This is a genomic window from Pseudomonas sp. PvP028, assembly GCF_017832255.1.
GTDB classification, from domain to species: Bacteria; Pseudomonadota; Gammaproteobacteria; order Pseudomonadales; family Pseudomonadaceae; genus Aquipseudomonas; species Aquipseudomonas syringae.
Genome location: NZ_JAFIBL010000001.1, coordinates 3,792,195 through 3,818,496, shown reverse-complemented (window position 1 = coordinate 3,818,496; position 26,302 = coordinate 3,792,195). Strand labels below are relative to the sequence as shown.

General features: G+C 59.5%; 26 protein-coding genes and 2 pseudogenes. 18 read left to right on the top strand and 10 right to left on the bottom strand.

Features of this window, described 5'->3' with window-relative positions; translation table 11 throughout:
- The first annotated feature begins 6 nt into the window (after window positions 1–6).
- Entirely contained in the window at window positions 7–1,143 is a 1,137-nt protein-coding gene (locus JOE34_RS16935; RefSeq protein WP_010409261.1) for a M14-type cytosolic carboxypeptidase, read from the top strand.
- Between the two features lie 36 nt (window positions 1,144–1,179).
- Here the strand turns inward: JOE34_RS16935 and JOE34_RS16930 are convergent, their stop codons facing one another.
- Window positions 1,180–2,409 carry an MFS transporter gene (locus tag JOE34_RS16930; RefSeq protein WP_209996179.1) on the bottom strand — a complete coding sequence of 410 codons (1,230 nt, stop codon included), beginning with the start codon at window positions 2,407–2,409 and terminating at the stop codon, window positions 1,180–1,182.
- A gap of 106 nt (window positions 2,410–2,515) precedes the next feature.
- Between JOE34_RS16930 and JOE34_RS16925 the strand changes: the two genes are divergently transcribed.
- Entirely contained in the window at window positions 2,516–3,061 is a 546-nt protein-coding gene (locus tag JOE34_RS16925; protein WP_003394725.1) for a TetR/AcrR family transcriptional regulator, read from the top strand.
- Window positions 3,062–3,139: 78 nt separating this feature from the next.
- Complete coding sequence (locus JOE34_RS16920) at window positions 3,140–4,444, top strand: leucine-rich repeat-containing protein kinase family protein (protein ID WP_209996177.1); 1,305 nt, start codon at window positions 3,140–3,142, stop codon at window positions 4,442–4,444.
- Between the two features lie 20 nt (window positions 4,445–4,464).
- Here the strand turns inward: JOE34_RS16920 and JOE34_RS16915 are convergent, their stop codons facing one another.
- A complete protein-coding gene (locus JOE34_RS16915; RefSeq protein WP_003364547.1) occupies window positions 4,465–5,169 on the bottom strand; it encodes a YebC/PmpR family DNA-binding transcriptional regulator in 705 nt (234 codons plus the stop codon).
- A gap of 325 nt (window positions 5,170–5,494) precedes the next feature.
- Between JOE34_RS16915 and tssI the strand changes: the two genes are divergently transcribed.
- Window positions 5,495–7,102 (top strand): type VI secretion system tip protein TssI/VgrG, encoded by a 1,608-nt coding sequence (tssI, locus tag JOE34_RS16910; RefSeq protein ID WP_209996174.1) that lies wholly within the window; start codon window positions 5,495–5,497, stop codon window positions 7,100–7,102.
- On the opposite strand, the gene JOE34_RS16905 is transcribed toward tssI, so the two are convergent.
- Both JOE34_RS16905 and JOE34_RS16900 read right to left on the bottom strand, forming a co-directional pair.
- Entirely contained in the window at window positions 7,042–7,815 is a 774-nt protein-coding gene (locus tag JOE34_RS16905; protein WP_024662353.1) for an enoyl-CoA hydratase, read from the bottom strand. The two genes, tssI and JOE34_RS16905, sit on opposite strands and share 61 nt — an antisense overlap.
- A 91-nt stretch (window positions 7,816–7,906) precedes the next feature.
- The gene (locus tag JOE34_RS16900) at window positions 7,907–9,115 is read right to left on the bottom strand and encodes an acetyl-CoA C-acyltransferase (RefSeq protein ID WP_209996172.1); all 1,209 of its coding nucleotides are present in this window, start codon (window positions 9,113–9,115) and stop codon (window positions 7,907–7,909) included.
- Between the two features lie 190 nt (window positions 9,116–9,305).
- Here JOE34_RS16900 and JOE34_RS16895 point away from each other — a divergent pair, with 190 nt between their 5' ends.
- A complete protein-coding gene (locus tag JOE34_RS16895; RefSeq protein ID WP_003411342.1) occupies window positions 9,306–9,785 on the top strand; it encodes an LEA type 2 family protein in 480 nt (159 codons plus the stop codon).
- A 129-nt stretch (window positions 9,786–9,914) separates the two neighbouring features.
- Complete coding sequence (locus JOE34_RS16890; RefSeq protein ID WP_010409283.1) at window positions 9,915–10,793, top strand: glycoside hydrolase family protein; 879 nt, start codon at window positions 9,915–9,917, stop codon at window positions 10,791–10,793.
- 37 nt (window positions 10,794–10,830) lie between these two features.
- Here the strand turns inward: JOE34_RS16890 and JOE34_RS26140 are convergent.
- Window positions 10,831–11,112: pseudogene (locus tag JOE34_RS26140) on the bottom strand (hypothetical protein); the annotation flags it as partial.
- Window positions 11,113–11,709: 597 nt separating this feature from the next.
- Here JOE34_RS26140 and JOE34_RS16880 point away from each other — a divergent pair.
- A complete protein-coding gene (locus JOE34_RS16880) occupies window positions 11,710–11,952 on the top strand; it encodes a hypothetical protein (protein WP_010409284.1) in 243 nt (80 codons plus the stop codon).
- The gene (locus JOE34_RS16875) at window positions 11,949–14,690 is read left to right on the top strand and encodes a glycoside hydrolase family 3 C-terminal domain-containing protein (protein WP_010409286.1); all 2,742 of its coding nucleotides are present in this window, start codon (window positions 11,949–11,951) and stop codon (window positions 14,688–14,690) included. The genes JOE34_RS16880 and JOE34_RS16875 overlap by 4 nt, the downstream gene beginning before the upstream one ends.
- A 16-nt stretch (window positions 14,691–14,706) precedes the next feature.
- On the opposite strand, the gene JOE34_RS16870 is transcribed toward JOE34_RS16875, so the two are convergent.
- The 3 genes from JOE34_RS16870 to JOE34_RS16860 all read right to left on the bottom strand — a co-directional run bounded on the left by JOE34_RS16870 (window position 14,707) and on the right by JOE34_RS16860 (window position 17,114).
- A complete protein-coding gene (locus JOE34_RS16870; protein ID WP_003394712.1) occupies window positions 14,707–15,357 on the bottom strand; it encodes a TetR/AcrR family transcriptional regulator in 651 nt (216 codons plus the stop codon).
- A 22-nt stretch (window positions 15,358–15,379) separates the two neighbouring features.
- Entirely contained in the window at window positions 15,380–16,741 is a 1,362-nt protein-coding gene (locus JOE34_RS16865; protein ID WP_209996162.1) for an MATE family efflux transporter, read from the bottom strand.
- A gap of 118 nt (window positions 16,742–16,859) precedes the next feature.
- Complete coding sequence (locus tag JOE34_RS16860) at window positions 16,860–17,114, bottom strand: hypothetical protein (RefSeq protein WP_003315380.1); 255 nt, start codon at window positions 17,112–17,114, stop codon at window positions 16,860–16,862.
- 153 nt (window positions 17,115–17,267) lie between these two features.
- Between JOE34_RS16860 and JOE34_RS16855 the strand changes: the two genes are divergently transcribed.
- Window positions 17,268–17,585, top strand: coding sequence for a DUF883 family protein (locus JOE34_RS16855; protein WP_003384070.1), 318 nt, complete (start codon window positions 17,268–17,270; stop codon window positions 17,583–17,585).
- Window positions 17,586–17,677: 92 nt separating this feature from the next.
- Here JOE34_RS16855 and JOE34_RS16850 read toward each other — a convergent pair whose 3' ends face one another.
- Window positions 17,678–18,019: a hypothetical protein gene (locus JOE34_RS16850; RefSeq protein ID WP_003319121.1), complete on the bottom strand. Its 342-nt coding sequence runs from the start codon at window positions 18,017–18,019 to the stop codon at window positions 17,678–17,680.
- Window positions 18,020–18,286: 267 nt separating this feature from the next.
- Between JOE34_RS16850 and JOE34_RS16845 the strand changes: the two genes are divergently transcribed.
- From JOE34_RS16845 to JOE34_RS16815, 7 genes are all read left to right on the top strand, one after another.
- The gene (locus tag JOE34_RS16845; protein WP_003422976.1) at window positions 18,287–19,357 is read left to right on the top strand and encodes a M4 family metallopeptidase; all 1,071 of its coding nucleotides are present in this window, start codon (window positions 18,287–18,289) and stop codon (window positions 19,355–19,357) included.
- A 30-nt stretch (window positions 19,358–19,387) separates the two neighbouring features.
- Window positions 19,388–19,687, top strand: a complete 300-nt coding sequence (locus JOE34_RS16840) for a protealysin inhibitor emfourin (protein WP_209996160.1) — start codon at window positions 19,388–19,390, stop codon at window positions 19,685–19,687.
- 268 nt (window positions 19,688–19,955) lie between these two features.
- Entirely contained in the window at window positions 19,956–20,585 is a 630-nt protein-coding gene (locus JOE34_RS16835) for a paraquat-inducible protein A (protein ID WP_003315384.1), read from the top strand.
- On the top strand, window positions 20,582–21,196 hold the full coding sequence (locus JOE34_RS16830; RefSeq protein ID WP_003315385.1) for a paraquat-inducible protein A: 615 nt from the start codon (window positions 20,582–20,584) through the stop codon (window positions 21,194–21,196). Before JOE34_RS16835 ends, JOE34_RS16830 begins: the two co-directional genes overlap by 4 nt.
- The gene (locus tag JOE34_RS16825) at window positions 21,189–22,868 is read left to right on the top strand and encodes an MlaD family protein (protein WP_003394706.1); all 1,680 of its coding nucleotides are present in this window, start codon (window positions 21,189–21,191) and stop codon (window positions 22,866–22,868) included. Before JOE34_RS16830 ends, JOE34_RS16825 begins: the two co-directional genes overlap by 8 nt.
- Window positions 22,865–23,488 (top strand): PqiC family protein, encoded by a 624-nt coding sequence (locus JOE34_RS16820; protein ID WP_209996157.1) that lies wholly within the window; start codon window positions 22,865–22,867, stop codon window positions 23,486–23,488. The genes JOE34_RS16825 and JOE34_RS16820 overlap by 4 nt, the downstream gene beginning before the upstream one ends.
- A 284-nt stretch (window positions 23,489–23,772) precedes the next feature.
- Entirely contained in the window at window positions 23,773–24,222 is a 450-nt protein-coding gene (locus JOE34_RS16815) for a helix-turn-helix transcriptional regulator (protein ID WP_017278526.1), read from the top strand.
- Window positions 24,223–24,252: 30 nt separating this feature from the next.
- Here the strand turns inward: JOE34_RS16815 and JOE34_RS16810 are convergent, their stop codons facing one another.
- On the bottom strand, window positions 24,253–25,164 hold the full coding sequence (locus tag JOE34_RS16810; protein ID WP_017278525.1) for a LysR family transcriptional regulator: 912 nt from the start codon (window positions 25,162–25,164) through the stop codon (window positions 24,253–24,255).
- Between the two features lie 112 nt (window positions 25,165–25,276).
- On the opposite strand from JOE34_RS16810, the gene JOE34_RS16805 reads away from it, so the two are divergent.
- Window positions 25,277–26,113, top strand: a complete 837-nt coding sequence (locus JOE34_RS16805) for a pirin family protein (RefSeq protein WP_024665008.1) — start codon at window positions 25,277–25,279, stop codon at window positions 26,111–26,113.
- A gap of 15 nt (window positions 26,114–26,128) precedes the next feature.
- Window positions 26,129–26,290, top strand: a pseudogene (locus JOE34_RS16800) (LysR family transcriptional regulator); the annotation flags it as partial.
- Window positions 26,291–26,302 lie beyond the last annotated feature (12 nt).

The following is a 26,302-nucleotide window of genomic DNA, read 5'->3' as shown; positions in this document are numbered from 1 at the left end:
CCTATCTTGACTCTCACTATCGGTTCAGATTTCGACAGCGGCAACATTCTGGTTCTCGACGCAAGCGACCCGGCGCATATCAGGCTGGCGATTCGGCCCGACACGCAAAGTGCGCATTTCCAGTGGTTTCATTTCAAGGCAGACGGCCTGAACGTCGGCCAGACCTATGGCTTCAGCCTCACCAATGCCAGCGAATCCACCTTCAACAATGCCTGGGCCGGCTACAACGCTGTAGCGTCTTACGACCATCAGAACTGGTTTCGGGTAGCGTCGGATTTCGACGGCAAGGCGCTGAATTTCAGCCTGGCCGCAGAGCAGCCGCAGGTCTGGTTTGCGTACTTCGAACCCTACAGCCGTGAACGCCATGACTGGCTGATCGAACAGGCTCAGGAAAAAGCCGGTGCACAGTTGCTGGCTGTCGGCAAAAGCGTCGAGGGTCGGGATATTCAGTTGCTGCGCAAAGGTGACGGTGCCGAAGGCAAACGCAAGATCTGGATGATTGCCCAGCAGCACCCTGGCGAACACATGGCCGAATGGTTCATGGAGGGCGTGATCGAACGCCTCCAGCAAAAGTATGACGCCCCACTGCAGCAATTGCTGGCGGAAGCGGATGTGTATCTGGTGCCCAACGTCAACCCGGACGGAGCCTTTCATGGCCACTTGCGCACCAACGCCAGCGGCAAGGACCTTAACCGCGCTTGGCAGGACAGTACCGAAGCGCTAAGCCCGGAAGTGTCCTTCATCAGGCAGCAGATGGAAAAATACGGCGTGGACATGTTCCTCGACGTGCACGGTGACGAGAAAATCCCTTACGTATTCACCGCCGCCTGCGAAGGTAATCCGGGGTATACCGCGCAACAACGCCAGCTTGAAGAGCGCTTTCGCAGCCGCCTGTGCGAGGTCAGCGACAACTTTCAGACGGTTCATGGCTACCCACGCGGCGCACCCGGTCAGGCCAACATGAACCTGGCCGCCAATGCCGTGGGCGAACGCTACAAGTGCCTGTCACTGACCCTGGAAATGCCATTCAAGGATCACGACAACGCGCCAGACCCGGTCACCGGCTGGTCAGGCAAGCGCTCTGCGCAACTGGCCGGGGAAATACTGACCGTGCTGTCCGAGATGGTAAAAGAGCTTCGCTAAGAGCGCTGCTACCTTCAGGCAAACCGAAATGCCCATCTACGCGTGGGCATTTTTGTTTGCGCTGGCGACCCGTCGTACGATCAGACTGGCCAGTGCGATCAGCGCCAGGGTGATCACCACTGCCCCGTAGACATTACTGGTCATCACCAGGCCCGCCGAGTGAGCGAAGAATCCGGCGACCAGTGCCGGTATGCAGAAGGCCAGGTAGCTGAGCACCAGAAAAGCCGACATCAGCCCGCCCCGCTCGTGGGCATGCGCCAGAGGCATGAGCATGCGCAGTGCGCCCAGAAAGCTCGATCCGAACCCCACACCTGCGACCACTGCGCCAACGAAAAACAGCCACAGCAAACCGAGGTTGATCGAAAGCAGTATCACCGCGACACCCAGTGGCAAAAAGCTCGCACCGACCCACAAGCCGAGCACCGGCTCGCGCTGACGCAGCGTCAGAATCGCCGCCGCGCCGCTGAGGGTCAGCGCCGCAACCGCCAGGCCGCCATTGAGCGGTGAAGTGGAACCGGTCGCCGCCACCAGCAAGGACGGGCTCAACGACAGAAAGAAGCCACCCAGTGCCCATGCGGCGATGTCCACCGGCAGAACCAGCCACAGCATGCGCCGTGCCTGCTGCGGTACATGCAATGAGGGCTTGAGGGATTGCCAGACACCGGGCTGGCGACTGACGGTTTCCTCGACGCGTCCCAGGTACAGGGCCTGACTCAGGAATGCGGCCAGCAACAAGCAGTAACCCAGCATAAGCGGCATCGGCGCGAACTGCGCCAGCAGTGCCGTGCCCAGAGCGCCAACGGCCATGCCGAGCATCGGCGAAATACTGTTGATCAACGGCCCTTTGACCGAATCATTGTCCAGCAAGGCTGCGCCCAGTGCGCTGGCAGCCAGCCCCGTCGCAAAACCCTGCAGCAGACGCGCGGCCACCAGCCAGCTAACATCACTGGCCAGAATGAACAGCAGCATCGAGACGCTTTGCAGCAGCAACGCGCCGAAAATCACCGGGCGCCGCCCCAGATAGTCCGACAGCGACCCACCCATCAGCAAGGCGGCCAACAGGCTGAATGCATACACTGCAAAAATCAGGGTAAGCACGCCCGCCGAGAATCCCCATGCCTCCTGGTACAGGTGATAGAGCGGCGTGGGCGTGCTGGACGCGGCAAAAAAGCATAACGTGGTAAACGCCAGAAACCCGAGATGGTTTGGTGCCCGACCGTCAGACTTCACGTCTGGCGACGTCGAATCGTTTGAAGAAAGGGACATGGATACGCTCTCCGCCAATGCAACCTGTTAAAGCCATAAATTAGCTTTTGCGGAGTGTGCGACGTGGTAGCGCTTAAAGCAAATACTTTGTGTTAAGGTCCGCCGTATGGCTATTAAAGAAGCAATTCGCACCGGAGGCCGCAGTGCCCGGGTGCAGGAATCCATCCATCGCGCGGTCCGCGACCTGTTGCAGGAGCACGATCGCTCAGCACTCAGCGTGCCGATGATCGCGACCCGTGCAGGCGTTACGCCGTCGACCATTTATCGCCGCTGGGGTGATCTGACCACGTTGCTGGCGGACGCTGCCCTGGAGCGCCTACGCCCTGACGTGCCGATCGATCAGGGCAGTCTGCATCAGGACCTGCTGACCTGGAGTGAAATGTATCTGGACGAAATGTCCTCGGCACCTGGCCGGGCATTGATGCGCGATGTGGCCGCCAGCACGTCTGGCTGTGTGGGCAAGTGTGCAGCGATGGTTCGCGAGCAGCTGCAGGTCATGATCGATCGCGCCATGGCTCGCGGCGAGGCTTCCCCCAGTGCCGACGACATGATCGATGCCGTCATTGCGCCCATGATTTACCGGATTCTGTATGCCGAATCGGCGCCGACGCCCGAACGCGTGCGTCAATGGGTCGACCGCTGCCTTAGCTGAGCCGCTTTGCGGGGAGTCAGAGGCGGCAACTCCCGTTATCATGCGCGCCTCGTCCGACACCAATGACCGAACCTATTCATGCACACCCTCGCAGATCTACGCGCCGGCAAGCTGGCAGGCATCAAACGGCTTGACCTCTCCTGTGGCCTGAGCGAATTCCCGGTCGAAATCTTCGACCTGGCCGACACGCTGGAAGTCTTGAATCTCAGCGGCAACAGGCTGACCTCGCTGCCCGACGACCTGTGTCGCCTGACCCGCCTGCGCGTCCTGTTCGTATCAGACAACGCCTTCACGCACCTGCCGGAAAGCATTGGCCAATGCCAGCAGTTGCAGATTGTCGGCCTCAAGGCCAATCGCATAGAGCAGGTCAGCGCCGCGGCACTGCCGCCGCGCCTGCGCTGGCTGATCCTCACCGACAACCGCATCGAGTCACTGCCCGACGAACTGGGCCGCCGCCCGGACCTGCAAAAGCTGATGCTCGCCGGCAACCGCTTGCGCACCCTGCCCGCGACCCTCGCGCAGTGTCACAAGCTGGAGCTGATCCGCATTGCGGCCAATCGTCTGACCGAGTTGCCGGACTGGCTGCTGAGCCTGCCTGCGCTGGCATGGCTCGCCTTCGCCGACAACCCGCTGTGCGCCGAACGTCCCACCGCGCCGATCCGGGAAATCCCCTGGCAGCACCTCAGCCTTCACCAGCGCCTGGGCGAAGGTGCGTCGGGAATCATCCAGCAGGCGGTCTGGCACGACGCTGGCGCTGAGCGCATGGCAGCGGCCAAGCTGTACAAGGGCGCGGTCACCAGCGATGGCTCACCGCTCAATGAAATGGCCGCCTGCATTGCCGCAGGCCGCCACGCGCAGCTGATCGAGGTGCTTGGACAGATCGGCGGGCATCCCGAGCAGCAGCGCGGCCTGGTCATGGCGCTGATAGCCCCCGATTTCGGCAATCTTGCCGGACCGCCGAGCCTGGAATCCTGTAGCCGCGATGTCTACGCCAACGACAGGCGCTTTTCCCTGCCGGTGCTGCTGCGCCTCGCTGAAGGCATTGCTTCGGTCACCGCGCATCTGCACGCCCGCTGGATCACGCATGGCGACCTTTATGGTCACAACATTCTTGTGCAGGAGGATGGCAATTGCCTGCTGAGCGACTTCGGCGCGGCGTCCTTTCACCCGTCAGCCGGGCTGGGTGAGGCGCTGGAGCGCATCGAAACGCGGGCATTCGGTATCTTGCTGGGGGAATTGCTGGAGCGTTGCGAGGCAGATCCGCAGGATCAGAACGTCGTGGCGGACCTACAGGCGCTGCAGGCGAGCTGCGTGCAGCCTGATTGCCAGCAACGACCGTCGCTGGCAGAGGTTCTTCTACAGATCAAAACATGGAGCGCGTAAAGCGCTCCATTGCGCAGTGATCAGCCTGCCAGGCCTACGTAAACGTTCTGCACGTCATCATGGTTGTCGATGGCTTCGAGAAACGCTTCGACTTCGGCCATCTGCTCATCGGTCAGGCCGTCCACAGTGCTTTTCGGGCGGTAGCCCAGTTGCGCGGACTGAACGGTGAAACCGAATTCCGGGAGCGCCTTGCAGACCGCGTCCATGTCGGTGGATTCGGTCAGGAACAGCGTCGCGCCCTCTTCACCGGGCTCGAAATCCTGGGCGCCGGCCTCGATTGCCGCCAGCTCCGGGTCGGCATCCGCTGCTGCAGGAACAGCCTCGATCATGCCCTGATACAAAAAGTCCCACGAAACCGAACCCGCAGCACCCAACTGGCCTTTGCGGAACAGCACGCGAATTTCCGAGACCGTCCGATTGATGTTGTCGGTCAGGCACTCGACGATCACCGGCACGCGGTGTGGCGCAAAACCTTCGTAGGTCAGACGCTCGAAGTTGACGCTCTCACCCAGCAGTCCTGCGCCTTTCTTGATGGCACGCTCCAGTGTCTCGCGCGGCATCGAAGCCTTCTTGGCCTGCTCGACCACCAGCCGCAGACGCGAGTTCATGTCCGGGTCTGCGCCAGCACGAGCCGCGATCATGATCTCCTTGGACAGCTTGCCAAACGTACGTCCCTTGGCATTGGCTGCCGCTTCTTTATGCTTGACCTTCCACTGTGCGCCCATGTCTGCTCTCTTGATTCGCTAGGCACCTCGCCGTCTGCGCCTGCATAACTGACAGAACGCGACGCTGGCAAGGCGCTGAAAAAGGGTCACCGGCAAATACCCTGTCCGGCGCGGCGCATTTTATACGCGATCACGGCAGATGAAACCCCCGACAGGCAGATTGCCCTTATGAACTCGCAGGATGGCTGCCAACTCGTCCAACCGCAATCATCGTCTTTCCATCAACGCTTGTAGGCTTTTTCCGAAAAACCTCGCAGCAATGCTTTTGTAACCCCGTATTCCGTAACCTGCGCGGCCCCGTTTTTGAAGCTAGAGAGCCCCGCCGATGCGCAAGGACCTGCAAGTGCCCTTCATGCTGGCGATCACCGACTGCCAGCCGGATCTGCATATCATCAGCTTCGCAGGCCATGAAGCCCTCAATGAAACGTATCGCTTCGACATCTGGATGATCGGCAGCGACCCGCAACTGGATGTGCGCAGCCTATTGAGTCGTGAAGCGTTTCTAAGCTTCGGCGAATCCGGCAGCGGCAGGCATGGCCGTATCGACCATGCGGCGCGGCTCCACCGCGGGGCTCGCGTGAGTCTCTACCACCTGATTCTGGTGCCTGACCTGCACCGGCTGGTGCAACATCGACAACGCCGCACCTATCAGGACCTTGCGATTCCTCAACTGATCGTGCAGTTGCTTGAAGCGCACAGTATCGGCGCGAACGCATACCGATTCGAACACGTGAATGGTCTTTATCCTGCCAGGCCGCTGCATATCCAGTACGACGAAAGCGATCTGCACCTGTTGCAGCGCCTGTGCGAGGAAGAAGGCATGCATTTTCGTTTTGAGCATCGCCAGAGCGGCCATCGGCTGGTGTTCTCGGACGACCCTGCGAGCTTTCCGGCGCAGCCATTGCCGGTGCGCTTCAAGCACCCGCAAACGTCAGGCGCGCCGCGAGAGACGCTGGAGCACCTGGCCGAACGACTGGGTTTTCCGCCCGTTTCAAGGCACCCCACCGACCACCCGCAACCTGCGCGCGCACCCGAGCACCCTCTGACCATAGCGGCCAATCATGCCTTTCAACCGCCAGGCTTTCGTGGAGCAATCAGCCCCCAGGAGGCCCTGAGTCGGCAGCGTGGCAGTCGCAGGCTGGAGCGCCTGCGCTGCGAACGGCGCGATGTCAGAGGACGAAGCACCGACATCGCCTTGCAGTGTGGTGAAGTCATTCAGGTGCTCGATCATCCGGAGCCCATGCTCAACGACCAATGGCTAGTGACCGAAACCGCTCATGCGGGCAGGCAATTACAGGTGCTGAAGGGTGCCGCCGCCCATGATGCACTGGCAATCCTGCGCATCCTCGTCGAAGCGCAACGTTCGTCACCCGAGGTTGAACAGCTGCAAGGCAACGGTTACTGCAACAGCTTCAGGGTCATTCCGTGGGCGACGCCGTTTCGACCGTCGATCAACCACCCGAGACCCGCGGCCACCGGTGAGCATTTCGCCACATTGCAGCGCAACGACACCCAGCCGGTTCAACCCGGATATCGTTCAATCCGCTTCGACTGGCACGTGCAAAGCCTGGAAGACGAACCCGTACAACGCTGGCCGATGGCCGAGGTCGCCTGCCCGGAGGTTGATCGGCTAGCGCCGGGCACACGAGTGCGGGTCCGCTTTCTCGACAATCATCCCGAACGGCCTGTGATTTGTGCAGTACTGTCACCGGGTCATGAGCTGGACGGGATGACGGCACAACCGGCTGGCTGTATTCGAGTGGCGAGCGGTGAGCACTTGCACGTCAATGCCCACGACGGATTGCTGGTGCGCGGGCAAGCCGCGGCGCTGCACGTTGACGCGCAACGTATCCTGATCGTGGGCCATAAAGATCAGCAGTCCTTGAAATCGGGCTGGCGCTTGTCGATAAAGGCGCGCATGCCCTCCTTCTGATCCTGGCTGGCGAACGCGGCGTGAAACACCCGGCGTTCGAAGCGGATGCCTTCGGCCAGGCTGACCTCGAATGCGCGGTTGACGCTCTCCTTGACCATCATCGCCACTGGCAGGGATTTACTGGCGATGACCGCTGCCACTGCCAGCGCTTCCGGCAGCAACTGATCGAGCGGCAGCACGCGGGCCACCAGACCGGCGCGCTCGGCCTCGTGAGCATCGATCAACCGGCCAGTCAGGCACATTTCCATGGCCTTGGCTTTGCCCACCGCGCGGGTCAGGCGCTGCGTACCGCCCATGCCCGGCAACACGCCGAGATTGATCTCGGGCTGTCCAAACCTGGCGTTTTCAGCGGCCAGAATGAAATCGCACATCAATGCCAGTTCACAGCCGCCACCCAAGGCAAAACCGGCTACCGCAGCCACCAGGGGTTTGCGTCGGGCGGCGACCCGGTCGCTTTCACGAAACAGGTCATCGAGGTAGATCTGTGGGTAGGACAGGTCGACCATTTCCTTGATGTCCGCACCGGCGGCAAAGGCTTTTTCCGAACCAGTCAGTACGATGCAGCCGATCGCACCGTCCGCCTCGAACTGGTCGAGGGCATGGTTCAGTTCGTTGATCAGGCGCGCATTCAAGGCGTTCAACGCATTGGGCCGGTTCAGCTTGATCAGACCTACACTACCTACAACCTCTATGAGAAGCGTCTCGTAAAGCATTGATAAATATCCTTTTTGTTTAATTATGCAATAAGCAGCTTTTTATAGAATTAACATTCAATTATTAGATCAAGCCATTGATTAATAATGGTTAATTCAAAATCTCGACAGCTATTGCGGTAGCTTCACCGCCGCCGATGCAGATCGCCGCAATGCCACGCTTGAGCTGTCGATGCTGCAAGGCCGCCAGCAGCGTCACGATGATTCGCGCACCCGAGGCACCGATCGGATGGCCGAGCGCGCAGGCCCCGCCATTGACGTTGACCTTCTCGTGTTCAAGCCTCAGCTCGTGCATCGCCACCAGCGGCACAACGGCAAACGCCTCATTGATCTCGAACAGATCGACGTCGTCCAGCGCCCAGCCTGTCTTGCCCAAAAGGCGCTGAATGGCGCCTATCGGCGCCGTTGGAAACAGACTCGGCCGATCGGCGAACGCAGCATGCGCATGTAACACCGCCAGAGGCTTCAGGCCACGCCGCTGAGCCTCGGACTGACGCATCAACAGCAGCGCTGCTGCGCCATCGGAGATAGAACTGGAGTTGGCCGCGGTGACCGTGCCGCCCTCGCGAAAAGCGGGTTTGAGCGTGGGAATCTTGTCCGGACGCGCCTTGGGTGGCTGCTCATCGTGAGTGATTTGCCTCGACTCTTTGCCCACGGTGACTTGCACTGGCACGATCTCGGCGTCGAAATGGCCTCCGGCAATGGCCTGTTGCGCGCGAGCCAGTGAGGCCAGGGCAAACGCATCCTGTGCCTCGCGACTGAAACCGTTGAGCCCGGCGCAGTCCTCGGCGAAGGTGCCCATCAACCGGCCTGGCTCATAGGCATCCTCGAGGCCGTCGAGAAACATGTGATCGAGCACCTTGCCATGCCCCATGCGATAGCCGCTGCGCGCGCGGTCCAGCAGGTAAGGCGCATTGGACATGCTCTCCATGCCGCCAGCCACCACCACCGCAGTACTGTCTGCCAGCAACAGGTCATGGGCCATGATTGCGGTCTGCATGCCGGAACCGCACATCTTGTTGACCGTGCTGCACAGCGTCGCATGGCTCAGCCCGGCACCCAGTGCCGCCTGCCGAGCGGGTGCCTGACCGAGACCTGCCGGCAGTACACAACCAAACAGTACATGCTCCACGTCTTCAGGCTCAATGCCTGCGCGCTCGACAGCGGCACGGATGGCGATCGATCCCAGCGCGGTGGCACTGAGGCTCTGCAGGTCGCCCTGAAAACCGCCCATGGGCGTGCGCACGGCACTGACAATGACCACAGGATCTTGACGAGGGGGTGTCCTTTCGATGGACATGGCTATCTCCAGTCTTGTTTTTATAGGTACGGTTTTCTATAGGTACGGTGGAATCATCAACCTGCTGCCTTGCAGACGCAATGGTTGAGGCAGGCAGATTAGCCGCTATCCCGGCATCGTGCCTGGCGCGCCGAATCTCTCATCACCGGCGAGGTCTGAAGATCACTGAACCTGACGCTGGAGCACACGAATGTCGCTACGCCTGATCCGCGCCCTGCTCTCGGGACTGCTCATCCTCGGCTTGAGCGCCTGTGCGCTGATTCCCCATCGAGACCCGCTGACGATCAGCGTCGTGGGTATCGAACCCATCCCCGGTCAGGGTCTGGAACTGCGCATGGCGGTAACGTTGCGGGTGCAGAATCCAAACGAAACCGAGATCAACTACAACGGCGTCGCGCTGGACCTCGACGTGAACGACAGGCTGCTGGCCTCCGGGGTCAGCAACCAGAAAGGCACTGTAGGACGCTTTTCCGAGGCAGTGCTGGTGGTGCCGGTCAGCGTGTCGGCATTCGCGGCCCTACGCCAGGCATTAGGGCTAAGTCAAAGCCAGCGTCTGGACAATCTGCCCTATACGCTTCGCGGCAAGCTGGCTGGCGGCCTGTTCGGTACGATGCGCTTCAGTGACAGCGGCACGCTGGATTTGCGCCAGGCAGAGGGAGATCCCTGGTAACAAGTCATTACGGGTGGTAATGCATGTAGGGGTTTGGCAGGGTAAACGGGACGACACAGGTGGCATGCTTTCTGCTGGCTGACTGCAGCGCATGCTCTGCACCTCCCCACCCTCAAGGAAGATTTGCCAATGACCCCACAGAACCCGTCAGCACGTTTTTTCCCGACTTTTCTGGCCCTTGTGACGCTGATGCTCAGCCTGTGCATGGCACCGTCATGGGCTGCAGAAAAAAGCGCCAAGCGCGGCATCGCCTACGACATCGCCTTGCCCGCCGACCTGAGTGCGTTATCGTCGGGCGTGAGCTGGTGGTACAACTGGAGCCCCAGGCCCCATGACCGTCTGGCGTCTTACGATTACGCCTCGATGTACGGTGTGGATTTCATCCCGATGGTGTGGAACGGCAACGTTGACGACGGGCAGTTGAAGCAATACCTGCTGGCTCACTCAGCCATCCGCTATCTGCTGGTGATCAATGAGCCGAATCTGCTCGATCAGGCCAACATGACACCCGAAGCGGCGGCCAGCTTCTGGCCGAGGCTGGAACAGATCGCCGCCCAGACCGGTGTAAAGCTGGTGGGGCCAGCGATGAACTGGGGAACCATGCCAGGCTACGGCGACCCGGTCGTGTGGCTCGATGCCTTCTACACGGCCTATCGGTCGATGAATCAGAATCGGGACCCGCGCATCGATTACCTGGCTTTTCACTGGTACGACTATGGCTTGCCGGGGATGCTCGACCGACTGGCAAAGTACGGAAAGCCCTTCTGGGTCACCGAGTTCGCCAATTGGCACGCCCCGGATGACGGAGCGCAGATTGATTCAGTCGACAAGCAGAAACGCCAGATGGCGGAGATGGTCGCTACCCTTGAGCAGCGCCAGGACGTGTTCAGATACGCTTGGTTCACGGGCCGGATGAACCCTGACCCGCACTTTTCAAGCTTGCTGGACGCTGAAGGCAAGCTGACCGAACTGGGCCAGTATTACCTGTCGCTGCCACACAGCGAGTAACCCCGCGCGGCTCGGTCAACGCATCTTCGCAGCCTCTCAGCGAGGCTGCGCCGATCTCGGTCAGACCACTGATGATGTGTTGGGTGTAGGGAAATGACTGATCGGGTTCCAGGACTCTTGTCGAGATCAACAGCCCTTCCCTGACCAGCGTGTCGACCGTCGCCACACAGACATGGATCGCCGGGGCGCTTGAATACGCGCGCACCAGCTCCCTGTAGATCTGACCGAAGGTCAGTTTTTGCGGTTTGCTGAAGCACAGGCGACCGACGATGCTCAACACCGCGAGGTCCACCCGCTGTTTTCCGTCACTCACCACTATTGCCTTTAACGAAAATAAAAATGACGCACCACCGGCTGATTATTCCTATCGCCCTTGTGCCATTTGTACAGGGCAAAGGTTGATCGATACTGCACAATTTCACGTCCAGTTTTAATGGAATAAATAGTAAGGGCGTCGTTGATTAATGTTCACTCCACGCGGTGAAAACCCCTTTAAGCGTTCATTAATTCATGTGGACATCTCGATACTTTCTCTTAAAGAGCCAGCCTTTAAAACGCGCACGAACCACGAGGATGCGAAGCTTACCAGCTCGCTAAACCTAACGACAATTAGGTTTATTAAAAAACAATAAAACCCCATATACATGGAATATCTTGGCTATTAATTGCGTGAAAATTGTAAATTTAATGATTTTTTTCTTAAAATTCTGTCTAAATCATCTGGCTTCATCTGAAAAAACCACGTGATAGCCATGTGGCATCATTTATTAAAATCTCCATTGCTCATACTTTAGTGGCCTGTGAACTGTTTACTGTCGCGCTGGACTGAGTGTTCAGCCGAGCCCTGCGCCATTGCGACAGCCGTCCGTTTTTATCCTGCAAACCATCAATCGAGATTCAATCGATGAATAGATCAATGCTGTCTGTTTTCAGTGCAGTACTTCTGTGCGCGCAAAGTGCCTTAACTTTCGCCGCGGACTCAACTTCCAGCACACCTGCCACTGGGTCCGATCAACAGATCCGGACGCAGGTGGAAGCCAAGCGCGACCAGTTGTCAGGCGCCGACAAGATCAATCCGGCCCAACAACAGAGTTCGTCGTCCCTGCTTGACGCGCCGGTGGACACCGATGACGCCCCTGCCCAGGCACAACGACCATGAACAACCTCAATCAACCGATCACATCGACCGGAAGGACACTTGCCTTGTCAGCCTTCAAACAGACGCTGGGCCTGAGCCTGCTGACGTTCAGCGTCATGCAGGCCAACCTGGCACTCGCCGCCGTGACCCCGGCGACCGGCAACGAAGTCGAGGCGCGCGTCAGCTCGATTCTCGACAACATGAGCCAGTCGGAAAAGATCAACTTCACCCGCGTCAACGACGGTCACATGATCCCGTCCCTGCTCAAATGGGGCATCAAGGGCACCGTGGCGTATGACTCGTCCATGGGCGTACACGTCAACAACGCCACATTCGGCGCTCAATACCCGTCGCAGTCTGCACTGGCAGCGACCTGGAGTATCAACCGGGCCAAGGAATTCGGCCTGGCCATCGCTTATGAAACGCGCATTTCCGGCGGTCAGCAGATGCTCTCGCCGGGCGCGAACCTGTACCGGACGCCCTACAACGGCCGCTCGGCAGAATACGTCAGCGGTGAAGACCCGTTCCTCGGAGCCGTGCTGGCACCCGCTATCGTCAACGGCATCCAGGCCCAAGGTATCCAGGCGAGCGGCAAGCACTACCTGGCCAACGAGCAGGAAGCCAATCGTCAGGCGATCGACGTCAAGGTCGATGAGCGCACCCTGCGCGAGCTGTACCTGCCAGGCTTCGAATCGATGGTGAAGAACGCCAATGTCGCCTCGATCATGTGCGGCTTCAACAAAGTCAACGGCGACTACGCCTGCGAAAACCATCACCTGATCACCGAAGTGCTCAAGGGCGAATGGGGCTATCAGGGCATGGTCATCAGTGACTTCAATGCCATTCATGATGCCTTCAAGGGCGCGTGGGCCGGTACGGACATCGACATGCCCTCCGGCCTGCAGTTTACCGAAGCCAATCTCCTGCCCTACCTGTGGAGCGGGCAACTGACTCAGAACGTGATCGACGACAAGGTCAAACGCAACCTGCGCGGCATCGTCAGCTATGACCTGCAGAACAACCTCAACACCGCCAAGACCCTGGAGCATCCGGAATACGGCATGCGTGCCGCGCTGAATACCGCGCGCGAATCCATCGTGTTGCTGCGCAATGAGAACACCGCTGCCGGCAAACCGCTGCTGCCGCTGGACCGTTCGGCAAAAATCGCCGTGATCGGCAACTGGGCGCACGACGTACCGGCATCGCCTTTCGGCACCGCTAACTCACCGCCCAACAGCTACGTGACCGAGCTGAGCGGTTTGCAGCAACTCGCATCCAGCAGCAGCGATGTCACGTATCTGTCAGAGATGAGCCTGAATCCGGCGAGCTCGGTGTGGTATCAGCCAGCAACCGGCGACAACGGGATCAGCAACGCCGGGGTAAAAGCCGAATACTTCTCCAACACCAGCTTTTCCGGTGACCCGGTGCTGACGCGTGTCGAGCCCGGCGTGAACCTGAACTGGACCACCGGCAGCAACGTGACCAACGCAGGCAGCACTGCGGTGTCTGGCTTCAGCCCGACAGCCGGTGCTTTCTCGGCACGTTTCACCACCACCATCAAGCCCACCATCTCGGGTGCTCAGGCGTTCAAGGTGCGTGCGGACGGCCCCTACAAACTCTGGGTCAACGATGAACTCATCGTGCAGAGCGACGGCGTGCCTTACTCGGGGGATGTGGTGAATGCGCTGACAACGTCGGGTAAAACTGCGGCATTGTCGGCCGGCAAGACCTATACCGTGAAACTGGAATACCAGCGCGTACAGGGCAATTTCATTCCGGCACTGGGCGGCCTGACCGGCGTACAGATGAGCTGGGCTGCGTTGCGTCCGCCAAAGGACCTGTCGAAATACGATGCGGTGGTGGTTGCGACCGGCACCACGTCTGAAAACGAAGGCGAAGGTTCCGACCACGGCTTCGATCTGCCAGACCAACAGGCGGAACTGATCAGCTTCGTCGCCAAGGCCAACCCCAATACCATCGTGGTCATGCACGGCGGCGGCGTGGCCAATATGCAGCCATGGGCGAACAAGGTCGGCGCTGCACTGCAAGCCTGGTTCCCGGGCCAGCAAGGCGGTCAGGCACTGGCCGAGATCCTCTATGGCAAGATCAACCCGTCGGGCAAGTTGCCGGTCACGATCGACAAGAACATTGAGGACAACCCGAGCTATGCCTCTTATCCGGACCCGGCGGCCTACCGCGGCAGCAACCCGCTGACCGAGATGACCTACAGCGAAGGCCTGTACATGGGTTATCGCGGGTATGACAAGAAACACGCCAAGCCGCTCTATCCATTCGGTTATGGCCTGTCCTACACCACGTTCAGCTACAGCGACCTGAAACTGTCGACCAACGTGCTGACCCCAGGCTCGACGGTTGACGTGAAATTCACGGTGACCAACACCGGCGACAAGGCAGGCTTTGAAGTGGCGCAGCTGTACGTGCAGCCGGTCAAACCTGCTGTTGACCGCCCGGAGAAAGAGCTCAAGGGCTTCACCAAGGTGTACCTGCAGCCTGGCGAGAGCAAGACCGTCAGCGTACCGATAGACTCGCGCTCCCTGGCTTACTACGTCGACAAGACGGCAAGCTGGGACGTCGATGCCGGGAAATTCAAGATCCTCGTCGGCGCGGATTCTGAGAACCTCACGCTCAACAGGACGCTGATCACCCTGTACCCGGAAAAACTGACCACGCGTGACAGCAACCCGCTGCCATTGCCACTGCGCAAGGCAGTCCAGGTCGGCGCTGCACAGACCTACTGATGCACCCCGTCAAGGCTCATGGATGAGCCTTGATATCCCTTCCCAATCGCTGCACATAGATATCGAAAACCGCCATGACATCCACGTCCTGGGGGCTTCGCAGCCACTGAATCTGCAAGCCGTCCATGACCGAGAAGATCTCCTGGGCCAGGGCTTTGACATTGATATCGCCGCGCACTTCCCCCGCTTCTATCAACGCCTGCAAATGCCCGCGTGCGTGTTCGTGGGTCAGATGGAATCGTTCAAGGTGCCAGGCCCATGCCGGGTGCGCCTTCGACAGGCTCTCGGTATTCATCAGCAACGCGGCCTGACATTCCTCGGCGCTCTCGATACTGAAACTCATGCTCAGTTTGAGAAACTTCAGAAACCCTTCAAGCGTCGGCTCGGTGACCAGATCCTGAAAACGCGAGGTGACCCGCTGGTCCCTGCGCTCCAGCAGGGCGGCGAGCAGTGCTTCCTTGTTGGGGAAATGGTGCAGCAACCCTACCGTGGTGATACCGGCAAGCAGTGCAACCTCGCGCATCGACGCGCTCGAATAGCCGTCTCTGGCAAAAACAACGGTAGCGGCGTCCAGCAAGGCCTTTCTGCGCATGTCTCCCTTGGGCGCGCGGCGACGCTTGGGTGGGGCCGTTTCTGCGGATTCATTCCCTGATTCTTCGATGACCATAAAAACCTGATAACGCCTTGATTCAATGTGCCCCGACGCTCATGACCGGGGCCCTGCTGGTAAAAAACCGTTTCGCCGTCAGCGACGCCGTGGTGATGGAGACCAGCGCGATGAGCGCATTGCCGGTAAACATGCCGGGCAAGGCACCACTGCTGCCAAACCAGTGGGTCCCGGCGAAGACGAACGGCACCGTACCCGCCGTTGCCCTCAGCCAGGCAAACACCGCGACCCACCACGACCTGTTCATGGTCAGGAATACCGCGATGGCGACAAAATCCAGACCAATCAGAACCCAGAGGCCACCGCCCCACAGGCAAAAGGCCATGAACACGGCGCGGGCTTCGTCCCCCAATTGGTACAGGTCGGCAATCATGCCACCGCAGAGCAGGAGCACCAGCCACACGGCCAGCCCGTAGCAGACCACCAGCCGCCGGGTAAAAACGACTGCAGAACGCACGCGATCATCGCGGCTCGCACCAATGTTCTGACCCAGCACCGGAGCCAGCGCGCCAGGCAGGGCAAAAAAAGCGCAGTACGAAAACTGTATGACCCGATCCAGCACCGTCATCGCGGCCAGAGCGGAAGTGCCAAATGCCGAAAGCGAGGCGACAAGATAAGCCAAACCGACCGGCGTCGCCAGATTTGCCGCCATCGCCGGGAGCGCCAGCCTGAAAGTATGCCGCGCATGCAGACGCAACAGTTTCAGATGTCGGGTAAACACCATGCCTATTCGGCTGCGCACCCAATACAGCCCGATGGATGCTGAAACTGCAGCGGATACGGCAAACGCGATCCCTGCACCGTCGAGCCCCAGGCCGAGCCCGAAGATGAAAAACGGGTCTGCCACTGCCAGCGTGGCGGCAGCGGACAGCACAACGGCCATCGCCCGGCGATTGTCACCAATGGTTCTGAGCATCTGCGCCGACATCTGCATCACCGCCTGCAACGCGGTAAAAGGCAGGGTCAGCCAGATAAAACTGCGCGCTGCTTCGTAAGTGGCCGCCTCGGCACCCAGCCATCGAATGATCGGCACGATAAACGTCAACTGGGCGGCGGCTGCCAGACCGCTGACCGTGATCACCATGAGCATCAGGCTGCCGGTGAGCTTGGGTATCGACCTGGCCGCCCGATGGCCGATGCGCGCGGAAAGTACCGAGGCTCCGGCGATAATCAGGCCGGTTGCCAGCGCGCCGTTGAAAAACATCAGGACCTTGGCAATGCCGACCGCCGCCAGAAGCACGGGGTCATGTAGCATCGACACATAGACCAGCGTGAGAATGTCGACCAGAAAGACGGCGAACAGGCTCAAGGCGCTGGCACTGGCGGTGACGACGATATGGCGCGCTACGCTGCCCTGGGTGAATCTTGCACTGGCTTGGGCCATCAACGTTCTCAAAAGGCCTTACGGATCCGGAAGGCAAGACACCCTCACCGAGAAACCCTCACGCTGAACCGTGAAGAACGATTAGCGCCGGATTGTCGGGGCGCTGTCGGATGTGCTGCTACCTGCTCGCCGCCATCAGACGATTCACTTCACTGCGGACCATGTTGGCGTATTCCGGCGGACTCATGGTGTCCAGCTCGGAACGAACCCACTCAGACCACTTGCCCTTGCGCTTGGCGCGTTCGCCCATCAGGCGTGCTGCCTCGCCCTTGGCCTTGCCCAGATTGCTCTGCCACAGTTCGAACAGACGGGACTTTTCGTCTTCGAGAGCGGTACGCTCAGGGAGCGGCCGATTGGCCAGATTGAAACTCATCACAGTCACCTACGGCTAAAAACGGCTGCATCTTACACCCGTACGGGGCATTGCTTGCAGAGTCTTGCGTCGGGTCATTCAAGCAATTGCAACTTTTCAGGATGCGCGAGACTCCATTGAACACTGTTGCCACCACTTGAAAGGAATACACCCATGGCTCGTAAGACCCCTGCTCAACAAGCTGCCGATCAAATCAAGGATCAGGCATTCAGTGACCTGCAGGCACTGATCGAAGAATCCGACAAACTGCTCAAGGAAAGTGCTGCTCTGGTGGGTGAAGAAGCAGAGACACTGCGCGCACAGTTGAGCGCCAAACTCAAGCAGGCACTGGACTCGATGGCCAGCGTTCGCGACCGCACCAAGCCGGTTGTCGAAGCGACCGAAACTTACATCGGTGGTCACCCATGGCAGACCGTGGCTATTTCTGCGGGCTTTGGCCTGGTAGTAGGCCTGCTGCTGGGTCGTCGTTGATCGACTTATGAACGGCATCGCGGGCCAGGTTGCTGGCCCGCGATGCTAATGCAGTAACGCGTGATGAAGCAGATGTAAACCTGACGAATGCCTTAGCGGGTGTGCTGTACCACCGACGGCTCGGCAAAACGGTGCGATTTGGTCACCTTCGCCTGTAACGCCACGCGCTCTTCCTCGGCCTTGGCCTGGCTTTCATAAGGTCCTATCAATACCTGCTGTTTTCCGTCCACGTCCACGATGATCGGGGCATAACTGCGCTCGAGCAACCAGGCGCTGGAATCGCTGACCGCCTCCCGCGAGTTCATCTGAATGAACCACTGCGGCGTAGAGACCGGAGCAGTCGCCGCCGTCCCCTGGACTTTATCCCTGGCGGGCCCGCCTCCATCGCATCCGGCCAGAGCCAGTACCGCTATCATCATTACCGTCTTGCGCACGTAGGTTTGCTCCTCGTCTGAAGTGGCGCGAGTCTAACATCGCGGCGCGGCCCGTTGATCACCTGTGTCGAGGTGTCGCACTGCCTATGGAATGACGTGAAGTACCTGCAATACGGGGCTATCAACACATCGGGCCGGTTTGGCGGCAACCGCCGATCATGTAATCAGATATTTCTTTGCATATAAACGCCACAGGAAGTGTCACATGACTGCGACCATGTTGATCGGTGGCTTGCCGCCATCGATGCATTAGAACAGGAGTTCATCATGTGCGACGACCGAAATCCCCTGCATTGTTTCATTCCGCCTTACATGCTCGAGCGTATGGCGCAGTCCCCCAAGAATCTGGTCAGCGCCCGGGCCATTGCCAACCTGACGAGCAGCTCGGCATTCCTTGCTTCCCGCCTCTCTGCGCGAACCATGCCATCCATGCACGCGATCAAATCGCCTGACGGACGAAAGCACCGTGTGATTCATGATGCCAAAGGCACTGACGATCTCCCCGGCGCGGTGGTGCGCAAGGAAGGCCAGGCAGCGACAGGCGACAAGGCGACCGATGAAGCCTACGATGGCTCAGGCGACGTCTATGATTTCTATGCGCAGCTGTTCGAACGCAACTCGCTGGACGACAGTGGCATGTCGCTGGTCTCGACCGTGCACGTCGCCGAAGTGGATTTCAACGGTGAGCATGTACCGCTGAGCAACGCTTACTGGAATGGCAGCCAGATGGCTTACGGCGATGGGGATGACCTGGTCTTCAAGCGCTTTACCGGCAGCCTTGAAGTGATCGGTCATGAACTGACCCACGGCGTGCAGAGTTTCACCTCGAACCTTGACTACCGCGGGCAATCCGGGGCCTTGAACGAGCACTTTGCCGATGTATTCGGCATGCTGGTGCGCCAGTGGAAACAAGGCACCAGCGCCGCCGAGTCGGACTGGGTGGTGGGCAAGGAGTTGCTGGTGCCGGCCCCGACGCGACGAGGCATTCGCGATATGGAAAAACCCGGCACTGCGTATTCCAACGATCCGGATCTGGGTGATGATCCGCAACCTGCGACGATGGCCGACCTGTATACCGGAGCCAAGGATCGCGGCGGCGTGCACATCAACTCGGGCATTCCCAACCGGGCATTCGTGCTGGTGGCCAAGGCGCTGGGCGGAAATGCCTGGGAAGTGGCGGGCAGAATCTGGTATGAAACGATGCTGGAGCTGGCCTCGGACAGTCAATTCATCGACTGTGCCAAGGCCAGCATAAAAATAGCCTCGGACCCGCGCTTCGGCCCCAAAGCCAAAAAAGCCGTGCAGGCGGCCTGGAAAGAGGTCGGTCTCAAGGTATAGCCAAAGCGTAACCACCTAAAGGTGCTTGAAATGAAGGTCTGTCTAGTGCAATCCGGCGGTTTTGCAGGTGCAGTCAAACGCTGTGAAGTCGATACAGCCACCCTTGAGCAGACCGAAGCCGAGCAGTTGCAGAGGCTGGTGAGCGATAGCGGCCTGAATCAGTCCAGCAGTGCTTTCAATGACGAAGCGCGGGACCTGAATCAGTACGAAATCACCATCGAGGATGAAGCCAAGGCAATCTGCCTGACGTTCGACGAACACAACGTGCCTGCATCTGCCCGCCAGTTGCTCGGCTTTCTCAAGCAACGTGTCAAACCCGGCAAGCTCTGAGACAGGCCCTTTGCCAAAGGACTCTGGCCGCAGCGATGCCCTTTCGTCGACAGATGGGGGGCATCGCTGCTACCGGATTCGCCACCATGACTCCGCGCATGGAATAATGGCTCAGTGACATGTGAACCACCCGACACCCTGGCGGTCAATGATTTGTACCGATCTGCTAGCGTTGACCGTACAAAAAAAAACGCTTCACACTGCCATTAACGAGGTATCTTTTCGTGCTGCGCGTTCTTACCTCCTTACCTCTGCACCAATGGCGTCGATGAGCACTGTGCATCCTATCGAACACTCTTCCGGCCTGATTATCTGCGAGCACTGCGACTCGCTCTACGAAGCCCATCCTCTGCAGCCCGGCGAGGCAGCATTCTGCCTTCGCTGCGAAGCACTGCTCGGTCGCGGCCATCGGGTGACCATAGAACAGTTGCTGGCGTTGACCATCGCTGCAGCGATACTGTTCGTATTCGCCAATCTGTTCCCGGTCATCAGCATCAATATGAAGGGCCTCTCCAACGAGGTGACGCTGTGGCAATCGGTTGAAGCCCTTGCTCAAGGACGTATCACGATCATTGCCTTGGTGGCCGGTCTTTCGATCATTTTTGCGCCGCTATTGCAGATCGTCCTGCTGTTCTGGGTGCTGGTACACGCGCACAAGGGCATCGTGGCGCCCGGCTTCAGAACCTGCATGCGCGCCCTGGAGCACTTGCGCCCATGGAGCATGCTCGAAGTGTGCATGCTTGGCATTCTGGTGGCGATCATCAAACTGTCCGGGATGCTCGACGTACACCCCGGCGTCGGGCTCTGGGCCATGGCAATGTTGATGGTGCTGATCCTGCTGATTGCCAACAAGGATATCCGCCGGTTGTGGGACGAACTGGGAGTGCAGCCGCAATGAACGGCATCCCTTTCGCCCATGAACACAAGCTGTGCCTGTGCCATACCTGCGGTTATGCCTGCCAGGAGGACGCTACACGCTGTCCGCGTTGTGATTCACCTGTGCACAAACGCAAACCCAACAGCATCAGCCGCACCTGGGCCTATCTGATTGCCGCGCTGATTTTCTATATCCCGGCCAACGTACTGCCGGTGATGTACACCAACCTGCTGGGCAACCGCAGCGAAAGCACGATCATGAGCGGCGTCATCGAGTTTTTCGAAAGCGGCTCCTGGGACATCGCCATCCTGATTTTCGTCGCCAGTGTTCTGGTGCCATGCATCAAGTTTCTGGTGCTGGGCATGCTGCTGATCACCTGCCAGCGTCGCAGCACCTGGGCGATGCGCGAGCGCGCGCGCCTGTATCGCTTCATCGAACTGATCGGCTACTGGTCGATGCTCGATGTGCTGGTTGTAGCCCTTGTGGCGTCTCTTGTTCAGTTTCGCGAGCTCAGTACTATCGAGCCGCGAATCGGTATTCTGTTTTTTGGCTTGGTAGTGGTGATGACGATGTTCGCCGCCATGAGTTTCGATCCCCGGCTTATCTGGGACGCAGAGGTTGAAGATGTCTGACAGTACCCTCCCCCCGCCTGCTTCAGTGCCACGCCCTGAAGTCAAACGTCGTCGCCTGCGTGTCTCGCTGATCTGGCTGGTGCCAATCGTTGCCGCGATCATTGGCATATCCATGGCCTTGCATGACTGGATGAACATCGGTCCCAGAATCACTGTCAGCTTCCTGACAGCCGAAGGTCTGGAAGCCAACAAGACCCAGGTCAAATACAAGAACGTGGTGATCGGCATGGTCACGGATATCAGCCTCAGTGACGACCGCACGCATGTGCTGGCCACCATTGAGCTGAACACCAGCGCTACTCCGTTCACGCGGGTCGACAGCCAGTTCTGGGTGGTGCGCCCGCGCATCGGCGCACATGGGGTTTCGGGTGTAGACACGCTGCTTTCAGGTGCCTTCATCGGCGCCGACGCCGGCAGCGCCGAGGAAACCAAGGCCAGCTTCACCGGCCTGGAAACGCCGCCGCCGGTGACCTTCGGCGAAAAAGGCAAGCGCTTCACGCTGCACACTGACGATCTGGGCTCGCTGGACATCGGCTCACCGATCTACTTCCGCCGCATTCAGGTCGGTCAGGTAGTGGCCTATGACCTGTCCAAGGACGGCCGCGGCGTCGACATCCAGATTTTCATCAACGCTCCGAACGATCAGTACATCACTACTGACACACGCTTCTGGAACGCCAGCGGTGTCGACATCACCGTCGGCGCCTCAGGGGTCAAGGTCAATACGCAGTCCCTGACCTCGATCATTTCCGGCGGTATCGCCTTTCGCGAGCCGAACTGGAGCCCGGATTCGAAGCCGGCGGACGAGAACGCAGAATTCAAGATATTCGATGACCAGGCCACGGCGATGGCACCTCCCGACGGCGAGCCACGCTACATCCGCATGCGCTTCAATCAATCGCTTCGCGGCCTGACGGTCAACGCGGCGGTTGACTTCCTCGGGGTCAACATCGGCAAGGTGGTTTCGGTGGATCTGGACTACGATCCGGCCACCAAGACCTTCCCCGGCATCGTTGGCGCAGTGATCTATCCCAAGCGCCTGGGCGCAGCCGAGTCCAAGCTCAAGGAACTCGGCGGCTCGGGCGATGAAGAAGAACAATCTGCCCGCGTACTGGGTGCCTTTGTGGCCAATGGTCTGCGCGCGCAGGTGCGTAACGGCAACCTGCTGACTGGCCAGTTGTACATTGCCATGGAGTTCGATCCAAAGGCGCCGAAGGTGGCGTTCAACGCCAAGGCCCGACCGCTGGAGATTCCGACCGTGCCGGGCAGCTTCGACAAGCTGCAGGAGCAGTTGCAGGCATTCGTCGAGAAGCTCAGCAATTTGCCGATCGACCAGCTGGCGGGCAACCTCAACGGCACCCTCAGCGAATTGCAGAAAACCCTCAAACAGGTCAACAGCAGCGTGTTGCCGCAGATGCGTGGCACCTTGCAGCAGGCCGAGAAAACCCTGGGGACTGCCAACGACTCGTTCGCCGAAGATTCACCTGCGCGTCAGCAACTGGGTCAGGCCATGGATGAAGTGCAACGTACTGCACGTTCGGTGCGGGTCCTGACCGACTTCCTCAGCCGCCACCCGGAATCGCTGATTCGCGGCCGTACGGGCGACGCAGCGCCACGTTCGTTCAACGCCCCGTCCTCGTCCCGAGCCATTGATCCGGAGCCAAAACAATGACCTTGCGCCTGAAACTGATGGTACTTGCCGCAGCAGTGGGCCTGGGTGCCTGTACATCGACACAGACCCACTACTACACGCTGATCGCGCCGATGAGCGCGACCAGCACGGCCGCCAGTAAAACCATGCCGTTCCAGTTCGAGATGCTGCCGGTGATCATGCCGGTGCAGGTCGACCAGCCGCCGCTGGTGGTTCGTCAGGGTAACGGCAGCCTGGCCATTCTGGACACCGAACGCTGGGGATCACCCCTGGGCGACGAGTTTCACGATGCGCTGACCCCGCAACTGGAGCGTCGCTTCGGCAGCCGCGACATGGCCGGCTTGCCGAAAAACAGTGATCAGCCGACATTGTCGATCCGTACCGACGTGCGACGTTTCGAGTCGATGCCCGGCAACTACGCCCTGATTGATGTGGTGTGGACACTCGGGCTTCGCGAGGCTGGCGCCACGGCGGGCAGCAAACGGCAAAGCCTGACCTGCAGCAGCGTGATCCGCGAGCAGGCAGGTGAAGGCATGGAAAATCTCATCATTGCCCACCAGAAAGCGGTTGCGCAGCTGGCAGACAAGATCGCCGCCACGGCTGCGAGCTGGACCGCACAGCGCGCCTCGCGCTGCCTGTAACTCTATCGGGAGGTCTGCGCAAAAGACCTCCTGTTTTCGCCGAACTCAGCCTGGAACCCTCCGGCCAGACGCCTGGGCATCGCGGCTCAAGGCGTTCAATTCGGTACAAAAAATGTATCACCCTGGCGGATTCCTACGTACACTCTGCCACCTGTCTGGTACGTTAGTACCTGATTGGACCGAACACTCAACTCCTCGCCCTTGCAGGGATGTCTGATCAGTCGACGCCAGAAACGCTTGTTAACCCTGACTGTAGCGGTGCACAGTTTATCGAGGACAAACGGATGACAGGGATCGGACCGCGGCTTAAAAAGGAACGTTTGCGCCTCAAGCTTTCGCAAAGTGCACTGGGCGCGATAGGTGGCGTGGAAACCAATGCCCAGGGTAACTACGAACATGGCGTCCGCTCTCCCCGTGCGGATTATCTGTCCAGCATTTCGAATGCCGGCGTTGATGTTGCCTATGTGGTCACCGGCCTCAGTGCTACGCGTAATGTCCCCGCTGTCATAACGTCCGACAGCCACAGCTGTGGCCCGCTCAACCGCGTTGTTGAACGCTTGCACGGCAACCTGCACGACGTGACCCAGAACCTATACCACTTCACCCGCCTGATCGAATCGAACGCAGGCGTTGGCAATGTGGACAGCAATCAGCTGGAAAACATCAAGAACGACGCCGAAGCGATCACTGTCGCCACCGTGCGGCTGATCTACATGACGTCACGAATCAAGTAACGCGCAAGTATCGCGTGCCGCCAAGGCTGCTCATTGCGCCGCAAACGCCTTGTCCCTGAGTTTGTCCAGCACCAACGCAATGAATGCCGACACCGCTGGCGGCAGATGCTGTCGGCTGGGATAAAGCACATGCAAACCATGGCTGGTGCGCTGGTACCGGGGCAGTACCCGCACCAGCCGGCCATCCCGCAGATCCGAGCGGATCAGCGTCGCAGGCAACAACGCGATACCAAGCCCGGCGAGGGTTGCCTTGCGCAGCGCCTGCGCGGTGTTGGCATTAAACCGGCTGGCAATGTGTACCTCATGCATCTTCGTGTCCGGACCGAGTAACCGCCATGCCGTGACGCCGCCGCGATGCGCTGCACTGACACAGTAATGACTGTGCAGGCTCTGCAGGGAATCAGGCATGCCATGAGCGGCAATATAAGCAGGACTGGCGACCATCGTGTCATGGCCTTCATCGATCAATTGCCGCCCGACGTACCCAGAGTCCTGCAAAGGGCCACCCCGAAAGGCGATGTCCAGCCGGTCAGCGATCAGGTCGGCGTGATCATCACTGAGCACGAACTCCAGTTGAACACGCGGGTAACGGGCAAGAAAACCGGCCACCCAGTCCATCGAGAAAAAGTCGAAGAAATCAGCCATCGCTGCGATACGCACCAGGCCGCTTGGCTCATCGCGCCCGGATGCAAGCTGCTCTGCGGCTTCCATCACCCCGTCGACCGCGCCCACGCATCGGTCGTAGAACTCCTCTCCAGCCTGAGTGAGCACCAGCTTGCGCGTCGATCGCTGCAACAGTCGCGTGTCCAGTTGCATTTCCAGTTGCTGAACCCTGCGGCTGATCGTATTGGACGGCATGCCCAACTGCCTTGCTGCCTGGGCAAAACTGCCGCTGCGCACCACCTGCACGAACAGCGCAACATCGTTGAGATCGAACGCCACGCCCGGATTCCTCGTATTTATGGATCAGCCCAAGCCAACTATACCGACTAATCAAGCAATCCATTGAAGCTTATTATTTGCGCTCAGGCATCAAGGCCCAGAGGAGAACGCCATGAACAGCATCGTCAGCATTCAGCCACGCGCCATCGTCCATCGCACTACCGGCAGAACTCGCGGGCCGATCACCCGACTGGTGAGCCCGGGCGATCTGGGTCAATTGTTGAAGCCTTTCGTGTTTCTCGATCGAATCTGCTTCACGTCAGAGCCGGGGAAAACGGGTTTCGGCATGCACCCGCATTCGGGTATCGCTACGCTGACCTACATGATCGAAGGCGAACTCGCCTATGAAGACACCACTGGAAAATCCGGAGTACTGCTCAGCGGCGGTGTGGAATGGATGAGCGCCGGCAATGGCGTCTGGCATGACGCCCAGCCAGTAAACGGTTCGGCTGTGAGGGGCTTTCAGCTATGGGTCGCACTGCCCGCCGCGCAGGAAAATGGCCCGGCACAAAGTGTGTACCTGTCGGCAGCGCAGGTTGCACAACAAGGCCCGGCAAACGTGCTGCTGGGACGCTATGGCAGCGCAAAAAGCAGCCTGCCAGCACCGGAAGGCATGAATTATCTGGCAGTACAGCTCAAGGATGGCGAGCACTGGCGCTACACACCACCCGCAGGCCATAGCGTGGGCTGGCTGGCAGTCAACACCGGACAGCTCGACGCAGGCGGCCCGGTCGGCGCGGGTGAACTGGTGATTTTCGAGGAATCGGATCGCCCCATCGACATCGTCGCCAAGGGTGATACCCACTTCGTGCTGGGATCGGCAGTCAAGCACCCGCACGACCTGGTCACAGGCTACTACTCGGTACACACCAGCAAAGCCGCGCTGATTCAGGGCGAGCTGGAGATAGAACGCATCGGCGCACTGTTGCGCGAGGAAGGCAGGCTCTGATTGAGCAGCAGCCTCCTGTTCAAAGACTGGCTACGCCCTCACCGGGACAGCGGCGCACTGGAACCGATACTCAAACCCTGGTGGCAGCGCTTCACCGGGCCTTATCGGTACTACCCGGGGCGCCGCTACCTGCCCTCGCCGCTGAGGGCTTTCATCGACTTTATCAATACGCCCTGAGCCGCAGGCGGC